The sequence below is a fragment of the Pantoea sp. B9002 genome, assembly GCF_013385945.1.
In the GTDB taxonomy this organism is placed as follows: Bacteria; Pseudomonadota; Gammaproteobacteria; order Enterobacterales; family Enterobacteriaceae; genus Pantoea.
On record NZ_JACAPA010000033.1, the window covers coordinates 86675 to 98780 of the forward strand.

General features: G+C 50.0%; 11 protein-coding genes and 1 pseudogene. 9 read left to right on the forward strand and 3 right to left on the reverse strand.

The window, feature by feature from the left end:
* Positions 1-3: 3 nt before the first annotated feature.
* The 9 genes and pseudogenes from HX773_RS16270 to HX773_RS16305 all read left to right on the forward strand — a co-directional run bounded on the left by HX773_RS16270 (position 4) and on the right by HX773_RS16305 (position 8796).
* On the forward strand, positions 4-831 hold the full coding sequence (locus tag HX773_RS16270; protein WP_176972377.1) for a tetratricopeptide repeat protein: 828 nt from the start codon (positions 4-6) through the stop codon (positions 829-831).
* Positions 828-2216, forward strand: a complete 1389-nt coding sequence (locus tag HX773_RS16275; protein WP_176972378.1) for an FKBP-type peptidyl-prolyl cis-trans isomerase — start codon at positions 828-830, stop codon at positions 2214-2216. Before HX773_RS16270 ends, HX773_RS16275 begins: the two co-directional genes overlap by 4 nt.
* Before the next feature lie 311 nt (positions 2217-2527).
* Complete coding sequence (locus HX773_RS16280; RefSeq protein ID WP_176972379.1) at positions 2528-3064, forward strand: fimbrial protein; 537 nt, start codon at positions 2528-2530, stop codon at positions 3062-3064.
* 26 nt (positions 3065-3090) lie between these two features.
* The gene (locus HX773_RS16285) at positions 3091-3618 is read left to right on the forward strand and encodes a fimbrial protein (RefSeq protein ID WP_176972380.1); all 528 of its coding nucleotides are present in this window, start codon (positions 3091-3093) and stop codon (positions 3616-3618) included.
* A gap of 56 nt (positions 3619-3674) precedes the next feature.
* Positions 3675-4397, forward strand: coding sequence for a molecular chaperone (locus HX773_RS16290; protein ID WP_176972381.1), 723 nt, complete (start codon positions 3675-3677; stop codon positions 4395-4397).
* 151 nt (positions 4398-4548) lie between these two features.
* Positions 4549-5010: pseudogene (locus HX773_RS26170) on the forward strand (FimD/PapC N-terminal domain-containing protein); the annotation flags it as partial.
* A 63-nt stretch (positions 5011-5073) separates the two neighbouring features.
* Positions 5074-7062: a fimbria/pilus outer membrane usher protein gene (locus HX773_RS16295; protein ID WP_255433245.1), complete on the forward strand. Its 1989-nt coding sequence runs from the start codon at positions 5074-5076 to the stop codon at positions 7060-7062.
* The gene (locus HX773_RS16300; RefSeq protein WP_176972383.1) at positions 7063-8142 is read left to right on the forward strand and encodes a fimbrial protein; all 1080 of its coding nucleotides are present in this window, start codon (positions 7063-7065) and stop codon (positions 8140-8142) included.
* 33 nt (positions 8143-8175) lie between these two features.
* Entirely contained in the window at positions 8176-8796 is a 621-nt protein-coding gene (locus HX773_RS16305; RefSeq protein WP_176972384.1) for a response regulator transcription factor, read from the forward strand.
* A gap of 21 nt (positions 8797-8817) precedes the next feature.
* Here HX773_RS16305 and HX773_RS16310 read toward each other — a convergent pair whose 3' ends face one another.
* The 3 genes from HX773_RS16310 to galE all read right to left on the reverse strand — a co-directional run bounded on the left by HX773_RS16310 (position 8818) and on the right by galE (position 12090).
* Positions 8818-9015 (reverse strand): hypothetical protein, encoded by a 198-nt coding sequence (locus HX773_RS16310; protein WP_176972385.1) that lies wholly within the window; start codon positions 9013-9015, stop codon positions 8818-8820.
* 178 nt (positions 9016-9193) lie between these two features.
* Positions 9194-11059: a GNAT family N-acetyltransferase gene (locus HX773_RS16315; RefSeq protein WP_176972386.1), complete on the reverse strand. Its 1866-nt coding sequence runs from the start codon at positions 11057-11059 to the stop codon at positions 9194-9196.
* Positions 11056-12090: a UDP-glucose 4-epimerase GalE gene (galE, locus tag HX773_RS16320; RefSeq protein ID WP_176972387.1), complete on the reverse strand. Its 1035-nt coding sequence runs from the start codon at positions 12088-12090 to the stop codon at positions 11056-11058. Before galE ends, HX773_RS16315 begins: the two co-directional genes overlap by 4 nt.
* Positions 12091-12106 lie beyond the last annotated feature (16 nt).

The following is a 12106-nucleotide window of genomic DNA, read 5'->3' on the forward strand; positions in this document are numbered from 1 at the left end:
GCGATGAAAACTCTCTTCTCTTTCGTAGCACTGAGCGCCTTGCTGAGTGGCTGTGTCACACACGTGCAGCCGCACGTATCACCTGCCACTGAGCCTTTTGCTCAACCGCTTTTACTCAGCGACTTCAATCAGCAGATGACAGCTACGCGTCAACAGGCCGAAGCCGGTGAACACCGCGCGCAGCAACAGTATGGCGGCTGGCTGGCGTCGGCTGGTCAACGCGATGCGGCGCAACCGCTGCTCAAGGCCGCTGCCGAAAGCGGCCAGCCTGAAGCGCAGTATCAGCTCGGCAAGTTGTTGATTGAGCATCAACCTGGCGATGGCAAACAGTGGTTAGAGCGTGCCGCCGAGCAGGGCAACAGCGCCGCCGCGCAGCAACTGGCGCGTTACCATCGCAGCGGCAATCCGCTGCTGCAAGATAAGCAACAAGCCTTTAACTGGTTGCTACAGGCCGCGCAGCAGGGCGACGCACAGGCGCAAAACGATGTCGGCGCCGCTTACAGTCGCGGGTTTGGCGTGAAAAAAGATGCTGCGCGCGCGGCAGAGTGGTATCGCAAAGCCGCCGAGCAGGGTAATGCGCTGGCGCAGTTTAATCTGGCCGGTGCTTATCAGGCGGGAGAAGGCGTCAAAGCCCAGCCGCTGCAGGCTTACGCCTGGTATCACGTTGCGGTGCAAAACAGCGACGATCCCCACCTAACGCAAATCGCCGAGCAGATGAAATTACGCATGTACGCCAGCGCCACGCGCAGCGGTAAAGCCACGCAGGCGCGCCAGCTGGCACAGAAATTCACCCAGCAGTATGTCAAACCGCACAAGGAAGCACTGCCATGAAACCCTTATTTACCCGCTCGCTGATTGGCCTGGCAGTGGCTGCAACGTTGTGGTCATCCGCCAGCCAGGCGGCACCGGCGCTGACCGGTTACAGCTCGGATCACACCATTCCTTATTCACTGTTCGATGAAACCGAAGCGGCGAAACCGTGGGTAAAAGCGCCGGCGCCGAAGAAAAAGCCTTTGCGTCCTGCCACCACGCACAATGTGGAGCAGACGAAAAAACTGCAGGCGCTGGAACACTCACTGAATGAGCAACAGCGTATTAATAAAGAGTTGCTGGCCGGTCATCAGGTGGAGAAGCAGGCGTTGCAACAGCAGTTGCAAGCTTTAGAAACGGATAAAGCCACCGTTGAAACGCAACGCCAGCAGTTGGAATCCCTGCAGCAGCAACTCGCCGAGCATCAAAACCAGCAGAGCGGTTCGCAAGAGCAGTTGAGTGAACTGCGTACCCAGTTAGCCGCACATCAACTGCTGGTGGATACCCATGCGCTGCAACAATCTTCACTGGCGGGCAAGCTGAAAGAGAAGGAAGAGATCGTGCTGGCGCTCAGCAAGCAGATGGAAGAAGTGCGCGCCGAAACGCAAGCGCTCAAAGCGCAAAAGCAGCCCGATACGCAACAGCTCGCGGAGCTGAAGCAGCATCAGGATCGTATCGCCGAACTGCAAATCACCTTACTGGATGCGGAAAAACAGCAGGCCGCAATGCGTGAGCAGCTGACCAAACAGCAGGCGCTGCAGCAGAGCGCGGCACCGGAAAGTCATGAGCAGAAACTCTCTTATGCCAACGGTGTAGCCTTTGCCAGCAATATTGTGCAGAGCCTGCGCGCGCAGCAAAACCTCGGTGTTGAGCCGGATCGTCCGATGGTGCTGGCGGGAATCAAAGATGCCTTCAGCCAGCGCGTGGCACTTAATAGCGATGAAGTGGCGAAACTGGTCACCGAGCTGGATGTGACGCTGAATGAAAAACTGCAGATGCAGCAGCAATCCCAGGCAACCGAACGCGAGAAACAGCAGAAAGCCGGTAAAGCGCTGATTGAGAAAACCAAACAGCGCAAAGGGGTGAAAACGCTGGAGGGTGCCTATTACGTGGTGAGCAAAGCCGGTAAAGGCGAAAAACTTACGGCAGAAAGCAGCGTGGATATATTGCTAACCGGACGTTTATCGGATGGCACAGTATTTGATAACAGCGGTAAGGAGAATAAGGTGCAGCGCGTGAAGCTGGACTCCTTATTACCGGCGTTAACTAAGGTGTTAAGCCAGCTTAAAAAGGGCAGTGAAGTGGAAGTAATATTGCCAGCGGATAAAGCCTTTGGTGATGCGGGCGTAGATAAAATTATTCCGCCGGGTGCAACATTAATCTTCGATATTAAAATTAATTCCTGAATAAACTGACGTCGACAGGGGGCTGTCGTCACCTTGAGGAAGATGCCTGACTCATTGCCTCGCGCCACACTTTTTAGTGTGGCTTTTTTGTTTTCATTTTCGGATTTATCTGTTTTTTTGAGAGTGCTCTTGTAGTGGATGAAATTGGAGTTGGCGATAATAAGTCATCGAGGGACTTTAATTGATGTGGTTTATTTGTCTCTTGAGGGCGTATTTCATTCCTTTTGTTTGGGATGAGAACCTGGAGTAAATCATCGGGCTTTCATATGATAAATATGCAAAGCGTTAGGCAATCCTAAGAGGATTATAAAATGAAAAAAACACTGAGTTCGATACTCATTACCTCAGCAATTGTTACATCAGCTTTATCATCTGCAAATGCGGCAACTTCAGGTACCTTAAATTTTACAGGTGCAGTTAGTGATGGTACATGCACTGTTGGAGACTTGAATCAGACGGTTTCTTTTTCTGACCTCAGTACCCGCGACATCAAAAACCTAAATCAGAATGCAACTATTGAAAAATTGGAAGTGAATTATAATGTTAGTGGTTGTCCACCAAATATTAATAATGCCAGGTTGAAAGTTGTATATCCGCATGCAGGTAACTCACGTGCTGATTTAGGAACTACAACTATGAGAGGTGCCGCTGTTATGTTTAGAACGTCAACTCAAACCAACGGTTGGGCTTCTACTGGTTATACCGAAGATTTTGCAGTAACTAATGGTTCGGCCTCAGTGAAATTCACACCTCATTTGATTCGAGTAACCAGTGGGGTTTATGGGGAGTTAGAACCTGTTGCAGGCAATTTCTCAACTACTACTGACTTAGAACTGTCTTTTAATTAACTTGAACAATACTCTCAGGCCTAATTATGATTAATAAAAAAATAATTTTCACAGCTATTACATCAGTATTATTATCAAATGTAGCTTTTGCTAATGAGACTGGAACAGTGACAATGAGTGGTAATGTTTCTGGTGCGACCTGTCAGGTACCTCTTGATCAGCTGACGAGAACGATCGATTTCTCTGAGTTAACTACTGCCCAAATTCTCGAAAAAGCCGATAGTGAATCCATATCAAGTAAAAATATTGATTTTGATGTTACCGGTTGCCCAACATCAGTAACGAATGTCGGCGTAAAGTTTGACTTCACAGCTGATGCCAGTAATCCAAAATATCTGGCTAACAACGGTGATGCAGAAGGTGTTGCTTTTGGTGTTACAGATGCTGCGGATACATTAATCAACAACGGTGACGAAATCAGTGCAAGCAATTACAACACTGGGACAGGTACCGCACAAGTCAATGCAAAAATCCAGGCTTACCGTGTAGGCAATTCAACTCCAGTAGAGGGTTTGATCTCTTCCACTGCAATCGTAACTCTTGTAACTCAGTAATGATCTAAATCAGGTAGAGATAACAGTTTCTACCTGATTTTTAAATAGGTAACGATATGAAAATAGCCAGGTTTTTAATTCCCATTATTGCCTCTCTTGTTCTAAGTTCATCTTTATTATCCTCCCCCGCATTGGCTGATGGTAAAGGGGGATTTAGTCTGGGAAGTACGCGGGTTATCTATAACGGAGAACAAAAAGATGCAACTATAACCGTTATTAACTCTGCCAAAAATGCACCATTCCTTGCACAGACATGGATTGATAACTACGAAGAAAATAAAAATAGCAAGCCGCCTTTTGTGGTTACACCACCGCTATATCGACAAGATCAAGGTAAAAATACGTTGCGCATTATTCGTAATGGTGGAGACTTGCCTTTAGATCGTGAGTCAGTTTTCTGGTTGAACGTTAAAGCTATTCCTGCACAGTCAAAAGAAAATCAAAATAAAAATACCCTTTCATTTGCCTATGTGTTGAAGGTTAAATTGTTTTATCGCCCAGAAAGCCTGACATCTTCATCTAATAATGCCTATAAAGAATTATCATTTAGCCAGGTGGGTAATAAGTTAATCGCGACGAATTCAACGCCTTATTATATTACAATAAATAAATTGTCATTAGGCCAAAGTGAAGTCAAGAATGTGACGGATATGGTGCCACCATTTGGTAAGCAGAGCTATGCATTACCTGAAAAGGCCAGCGGAAAAACAGTATCTTTTCGCGTTTTAAATGATATGGGCGGTATCATGCCTGAAGAAAGGAAATCTTTAGTAAATTGATTTTCGTTAAAAACGCACTAATTTTCTTTGCCCCGGGAAAATAAAAAATATAATCATGAAAAAAAATTATAATCTTAAGGTAGTTAATCCAGGACAGTTAAGCAGGATTGCTCCAGCCAGACACTTGGCACTTCTTAGCATGGGAAGTGTAATGATTATTGGCGAAGCTTTTGCAGATGACTATTTCAATCCTGCATTATTATCCATGCCGGGAGAAAGGAATTCTGTTGCTAAAATAGCTGATCTAAGTCATTTTGAAGCGGGTGGTCAGGCACCGGGAGAGTATAAGGTTGCTCTCTACCTGAATAATCAGTTTATTGACGAGCGTGATGTCAATTTTCAGAGCTCTACTAATAATATGCTACTACCTCAATTAACCCGGCATCAATATGAGCAAATAGGGTTACGCGTTGATGCGCTCGAAGGCCTTAAAGAACTGCCGGACGATGCTATTGTTAATTTACAAGAATATATTCCTTCTGCATCGGCAGATCTGCGCTTTAGTGAAATGCGGCTCGATCTAAGTGTTCCGCAAATGTTGGTAAAACGGCGTGCCAGAGGTTATGTCGATCCAAGCAGTTGGGACCAGGGATTAACTGCCGCGTTGCTTAATTATAATGTGACCGGTAATCAAACGCGTTCTTTAAGTGATCATAGCCAGGGAACGAATAGTAGTTTGTATACTAATCTTCGTGGCGGCTTAAATATGGGCAGCTGGCGTTTGCGTAGTTACGCGACCTATCAACAGCGTAATGACGCTCGTCAGGGATCCAACTCAAACTTTGATGTCATCAGCACCTATCTGCAGCGCGACATCCATGTCATCAAAGGCCAGCTCACCCTTGGTGACAGCGCTACGCCAGCTGATGTGTTTGACAGCGTCCAATTCCAGGGCGGCCAACTGGTCTCGGATGACAGCATGCTGCCGGACAGCCTGCGCGGCTTTGCGCCGGTGATTCGTGGCGTATCCGAATCGGGCGCAGAAGTGACGATCCGCCAGAACGGCAGCGTGATCTATCAATCTTATGTGCCGCCGGGCCCGTTTGAGATCAACGATCTCTATCCCGCTTCACTAAGCGGCGACCTTGTGGTCACCGTTAAAGAGAATGATGGCAGCGAGCGCACCTTTTCACAGCCTTACTCTTCTATCGCCATCATGCAGCGTGAAGGTCAGCTGAAATACGCCATGACCATCGGCAAACTGCGCAACAGCGGCGGCGCGATCACCACCGGCGCGGCAAAATTTGTTCAGGGCACGCTGATTTACGGCTTGCCGAACGCCATTACCGTGTACGGCGGCATGCAGCTGGCGAAAGAGTATCTCTCTGCCAGCGCCGGTATCGGATTGGGTATTGGTCGCCTTGGCGCGGTTTCTGCGGATATTACCCAATCCAGTGCCACGCTACCGAACGGTGAGAAAAGTCAGGGACAATCTTATCGCCTGCGCTATTCGCGCAGTATCGTCGAAACCGGCACTTCGGTGTCGCTGGCGGCCTATCGCTACTCCACCGAGGGTTATTACACCTTGCAGGATGCGATGACTAATCCGTCGGATGCACTGAACGGTGCGTTGAACCGCAATTACCGTCCGCGCGGTGAATTCCAGGTAATGCTGAACCAGTCGCTGGGTGATGCCGGTTCGATGTATGTATCGGGTTCACAACGTGATTACTGGAACAAAGCGGGCAATCTGCGCACCTACACGCTGGGCTACAACACCAACGTGTTTGGCGTCAGCTACGGCCTCAATCTCAGCCAGTCGCAGGATAGCGACAGCGGCAAAGAAGATCGTCGTCTGGCGCTAACCGCATCGGTGCCGTTGAGCCGCTGGCTGGCGGGGGATTCCCGTAACTCCATGCAGCTGAACTACGGCATGGCGCATGCCAAAGGGCAGGGCACCACGCAACAAGCCGGTCTGAGCGGTAACGCGCTGGATAACCAGCTCAACTACAACGTCAGCCAGACGCTGGGTAATGACAATAACACCAGCAATCTCTCCGCATCCTATCGCGGCAACAGCGGCACGGTGTCAGCGGGTTATAACCGCAGCCAGGCGCAGGAGCAGATCAACTACGGCCTGCGCGGCGGCATCGTCGCTCATCCGTATGGCGTGACCTTGTCGCAGGAGATGAGCGACACCGTGGCGCTGGTGCGTGCGCCGGGCGCAGCCAATATCAAAGTGAACAACCAAACCGGGCTGTCCACTGACTGGCGCGGTTATGCAGTGATGCCGTATATGACGCCATATCGTCGTACCGACATCTCACTGGATCCGCAAGGTTTAGGCACCAACGTCGCGCTCGATCAAACCAGCACCTCCGTAACGCCAACTCGCGGTGCGGTTGTGCTAGCGGACTTCAAAACCCAGCGCGGTCATCAGGTGATGATGACCTTGCGTAAAGCCAACGGCGACTATGTACCGTTCGGCGCCACCGCCAAACTGCTGCTGAAGGAAGGCGAGCAGAATAACGGCAGCATCGTCGGCGATGAAGGATTGCTCTATATCTCCGGCATGCCAGACAGCGGCTCGCTCGACGTGCAGTGGGGACGCGGCGCGGATGCTTCATGTCAGGTGCGCTTTAACCTGAAATCCGCCAGTGAAAATCAGATGGACGGCGTACCGCTTCAGGTACAGAGCGTCTGCCAAAACAGTGAGGAAGTTTAAATGAGTAAAGTGTTTGGCAGACAACTGCTGTTAAGCAGCGCAGTTGCCGCGCTTTTGGGCAGCAATGCCGCGTGGGCACAAAATCTGGCGCTGTCGGATTTACCGAATGGCTGCAGTTATACCCGCAGCGAACAGCAACCGCTCAACGGCCTGGTAAAAATTCCTGCCGCTACACCGCTGTTTGCCGCCATCGGCGATGCACCACATACGCTGCTGGATATTGGTGTGCAGTGTGATGGCCCGATTAGCGCACCGGTATCGTTGGGTTTGAAAGAGAGCGGCGCGCTGGACTGGATTGGTCCGGGCCGCGATGTGCTGGCAACCAATGTAAATGGCATCGGTGTCCGTTTGTTTGCGGATGCGAATAGCGAAGGCGGTAAGTGTATCGGCAGCGGCGCTATTGCCGCAGGTCAATCCGCCAGCTGTTCAATCAGCCGTGAAGGTGAAGGTACACGCCGTGTCGATTTCAGCCTCAAGGCGCAGCTGGTGAAAATCAGTAATAACACGCCAATCCAGTCGCAGCGTACGCTGCAATTGACCAACGGTGGCACGCTGCTGCTGGAATCAAATGGCGCGACGCAACAGCAGGTGGATGTGCTGAACAGTGGCTTGCTGGCACCGAGCATCGCCACCGAAGCCAGCTGCACGCTGGTCACTGAACAGAATCGTACGGTGAATTTCGGCACCATTTATCGACCCAAATCGGGCACTCAGGAAGCAACGCTCGGCCAGGCGCAGGTAACGCCGATTGAAGTTTCCTGCTCGCCGCTACGTGATGATGCCGCCAATAATTACAACGTGGCGATTACCTTTCAGGCCGGCCAGTTACTGGATAACGACGACACTGCATTAGCCACGTCGATTGATGATATGGCGATCCGTTTTTCAACTAAAGCGGAAGGCGGCGACTGGCAGAAGTTTGGTGAGAAATTATCGATGCCTTACAACGCAGCAATCAGCGGCGATAAAAGTCATTTTGCGCAAACCTGGTATTGGTTCTTGCGTTATTTGCCGGGGGCGGATCATCAGCAAACCGGTAGCTTCAATGCGGTTGCGACATACACTATAACGATTCAATAGTTTTTTAACTTAAACAACATCAGTAAACTATCTATGAATAAAAACAATGTCATTATTCTCAATGACCATCCGATATTTCTCGAAGGTCTGAAAAGAATTATTAATCACGATTCTGAGTTCATCGTGACGGACTGTTGCAAAAATAGCCGTGAGCTGTTTTTTTCACTGAGTCTGGCACCCGCCAATATCGCCCTGATTGACTGTTCACGGCCAAGAGGTGATATGAATATCAGGGCGCTGGTTAATCAATTAAGTCTCAACCATCCCCGAATGACGATTGTCGCGATGGGTGATTGTCCCCAGCAGCAGCAGCTTAGCGATACACTTAAGCCGCAGATTAAATCCTACTTTTGTAAATCGTTGACGCCGGAGAATTTGATCACGGGCCTGCGTCATATCTGGGCTAGTCATTGTCAGAGTGAGCAACTGCTGCTGGATGATTCTGTTGATGCCGGGCATTTCATCAAGCCACGTCTTTCAGCAAAGGAGAAACTTGTTGTCGAATATCTTCATGCCGGATTGACGGTGTCACAAACGGCATTGCGATTGTCGCGCAGCGTTAAAACCATTAGCTCACAGAAGCGCTCGGCAATGCGTAAACTGGCGCTTAATCGTGATAGCGATATTTTTCGCCTAAAGCTCAATGAGCTCTAATAAATATATTTATAGTGAAACCTAACCCAGCCAGCGCCGCGCTTGTTCATCGGTAATATCGCGATAATAGATCTTATGCAGTAGTTCATCACAGCCTTTACATTGCGCCTGAACATAAGTGGCGAGACAGGTGCGTCCAGAAGGCGATATTGCGCCTTTGCGTGTAATAGTGATGTTGTGCCAACGGTGTGCGTGCGGAATAAAGCTGAAAAATTTCATTATCGCTTCCGGAGTTGGTGAATGTTTTCAATTCCGGAGCGCAATTAGGCCTGTTTTTTCGCGTGATAAATTTGATAAGTATCAAGGTGCTTAAGACTTTGCGGGTTTCTCTGAACTTCTGTTGCTTCCGGTGCGAATAAAAAATGAATTCGCACCGGATTATTTGATCGCGGAAGGATTATAGCGTCAGCGCCATAAACACGATTTCATCATTAAACCGTGCAACCTCCTGTTTCATACTGCCCACCACCTTAAAACCTTTCTTGCGATAGATCATAGCTGCCGGGCTGGATTGCCAGACGCATAAGGTGATGCGGCGCATTTTTCGCTGCGTTGCTTGTTCTACCAGCTGCGACATAATTTGATTAAAGTAGCCTTTTCCCTGTTCCTCGGGCAACAGCGCCACGCTGCAAATGAAGAAATCGTCCGGCTGACGGTGCTGATTAACAAAGCTGTCGTAAGCCACATCCAGCGGAAATACTTCCTGACGATAGCCATATTCCACCTTGATGTGATCGTAATCCTGAATCGGCGCAGCGTTAACGAAACCCACCATTTTTCCCTGCGGGTTATACATCACTGAGATCTGTTGCAGGAAAGGCTGGATATTCTGTCGCAGCTGTAAGGTGATTAAATCGGTGGCATAAATATTATCGACCGAGCAATATTCCAGATAGCTGGTGCTGAAGATTAATTTCGCCATCGCGAGCTGTTCATGCTTGTCTGTAATCGTTCCCGGTTTAAAGCACAGCGGCGACGCTTTCTGACTATCGATCGGCTGCCAGAAATCACCTGCTTTAATATTCTTTGCGGTAAGTGCAATTAAAAAATCGCTGAATAACGCATTCACTTTATCCAGTTGCGGATCCTGAGAGAGCACACCGTAATAGTGATAATAGGGAATTTCAGCGCGCAGCTGCGGCGCATAAGCAATTTGCAGGATATCGCATTCAGAAAGCAAAGGTACCAGTTCACCCAACTGCAGAGGATCGCTTAATTGCCAGTCGCGTTGTGCTAGCTGAGTAATCGTATGCTGATAATGCTGCTGCTCTTCACCACTCAGCGGGCGACGTTCACCGCTGAGAATATCCTCCGTCAGGCGCATGCCTTTAATCCCGCTCACACGATGCTGCTGGACATCAAAGCCACATACGGCAAACCGGCTGAAATCCTGATGGCTCAGCTGCGTGACCTGCAATTGCTCGCACCATAGCTGGTAAAAAGGCTCGAAGATGGCGCGTTCGCTTTCCGGCGTTTTGGCTGTGATTGGCTGAGGCCATCCGCGATACACCGCACTGAGTCGCTGCTGCAAATCCTGCAGCACCGGATTGTTTTGATGGCTGATGATCATGCCGGTTTCATCGGTGAAGAGATTCAGCCAGTTAATTTGCTGCTGTTCTCGTGCAAAATCCGGCAGTTCTGGCTGACATAAAAACAGCGTCGCAGGTTGAGCGGGAAGTGTGTCGGCATCCAGATAAACGCCGCCGCAGCTATTGAGAATCGCCAGGCGGAAGAAGTCAGAGAGCGTAGCGTAATAGCGTTTGTCATGCAGTTGCTGCAGCACATCAATCAGCGCGCCATCAAACGACTGCATCAGTGCGCTCAGGCTGTTGACCTGCACCAGCGCATCGGGCAGAAACAGCGAGCCAACTTGTAAGGCGCTGTTTGCCTGCTGAGCCACGAAGCGATCCTCTGCCGCCAGCTGCTGTGCATCCCACACCCACAGCGTTTGCCGGAAATCACTGCGGCTGGCTTCTATCGCGCGTTGCCATTGGGCAATGGTGCGGTTGACGTTGAGTGGCGATGGTCCGCCGAGCCAGACGCGATGGAGCGTGCATTCATTGCCCGTCAGTCGGCTGGTGGGCACCGCGAACATCGAAGAGAGCTCCGCGACGCACACCTCGTGCGGCTGATGTTTCACTTGCCACTGTTTAAACTGACGCAACGCTTGCTGCCAGTCTGCTGTCGCGGGATAGGTAAAGCGCGTTTTTAGCGTGGCGAGTTGGCGTTCGTAGTGAGGTAAAAACGTTTCGCGCGTCATCATAAGATTTCGCTCCCAGCTGGTTGTGCAACATAGCCTTGCGGATTCTGCGTATGCCAGCGCCATGCGTCACGCAGCATGTCTTCAAGATCGCGCGTTGCTTGCCAGCCCAGTTCTTTCTTCGCCTGACCGGGATCGGATAAGCAGATGGCGACATCGCCAGGACGACGCGGGCGCATATCGAGCGGCACGCGTCGGCCGCTTACCTGTTCAAACATCTGCACGATTTCCAGCACCGAGTAGCCTTGTCCGGTGCCCAAATTGTAATGGCGATAGCCCGGTTTAAGATGATTCAGCGCCTGAATATGACCTTCGGCTAAATCCATCACGTGGATGTAGTCGCGCACGCCGGTGCCGTCGGGTGTTGCATAGTCATCACCAAATACCGGCAGATTGCTTCTTAGTCCATTGGCAACCTGAAACAGATAGGGCAGCAAATTGTTGGGAATACCTTCAGGATGCTCACCAATCTGGCCGGAAGGATGCGCGCCGGCGGGATTAAAATAGCGCAGTGCGGTAATGGCTAACTCAGGTTGCGCATCAACCACTTCACCCATGATCTTCTCCACCATATATTTGGAGGCGCCATAAGGATTGGTGGTATTGCCGGTATCGCAGTTCTCACACAGCGGAATCTTTACCGGAATGCCATAAACCGTGGCGGATGAGCTGAAAATGAGTTTTTTCACCTGATGCTGCTTCATGGTTTCCAGCAGCGTTAGCGTTCCGGCAATGTTATTTTGATAATACTTCACCGGTTTCTGCAGCGATTCATTTACCGATTTCAGCCCGGCCATATGAATAACCGCATCAATTGTTTGCTGATTAAAAATCTGATTTAAATCGGCGCGGTGGCGAATATCGCCCTGATGAAAAGTGATTTTCTTTCCGCTTAATGCTTCGACACGCGTTAATGCCAGCGGCGAGCTATTACACAAATTATCCAGCACGATGACATGATGATTTTTCTGCAGCAGGCTAAGGGCAATGTGTGAGCCAATATAGCCCGCACCGCCAGTAATTAAGACATTCATTTACGTACACTCCATG

What these genes read in the sequence shown, in the direction of transcription:
- galE (WP_176972387.1), bottom strand. Translation starts at nt 12,090, where the DNA reads ATGAATGTCTTAATTACTGGCGGTGCGGGCTATATTGGCTCACACATT.
- HX773_RS16300 (WP_176972383.1), top strand. Translation starts at nt 7,063, where the DNA reads ATGAGTAAAGTGTTTGGCAGACAACTGCTGTTAAGCAGCGCAGTTGCC.
- HX773_RS16275 (WP_176972378.1), top strand. Translation starts at nt 828, where the DNA reads ATGAAACCCTTATTTACCCGCTCGCTGATTGGCCTGGCAGTGGCTGCA.
- HX773_RS16305 (WP_176972384.1), top strand. Translation starts at nt 8,176, where the DNA reads ATGAATAAAAACAATGTCATTATTCTCAATGACCATCCGATATTTCTC.
- HX773_RS16280 (WP_176972379.1), top strand. Translation starts at nt 2,528, where the DNA reads ATGAAAAAAACACTGAGTTCGATACTCATTACCTCAGCAATTGTTACA.
- HX773_RS16315 (WP_176972386.1), bottom strand. Translation starts at nt 11,059, where the DNA reads ATGATGACGCGCGAAACGTTTTTACCTCACTACGAACGCCAACTCGCC.
- HX773_RS16310 (WP_176972385.1), bottom strand. Translation starts at nt 9,015, where the DNA reads ATGAAATTTTTCAGCTTTATTCCGCACGCACACCGTTGGCACAACATC.
- HX773_RS16290 (WP_176972381.1), top strand. Translation starts at nt 3,675, where the DNA reads ATGAAAATAGCCAGGTTTTTAATTCCCATTATTGCCTCTCTTGTTCTA.
- HX773_RS16270 (WP_176972377.1), top strand. Translation starts at nt 4, where the DNA reads ATGAAAACTCTCTTCTCTTTCGTAGCACTGAGCGCCTTGCTGAGTGGC.
- HX773_RS16285 (WP_176972380.1), top strand. Translation starts at nt 3,091, where the DNA reads ATGATTAATAAAAAAATAATTTTCACAGCTATTACATCAGTATTATTA.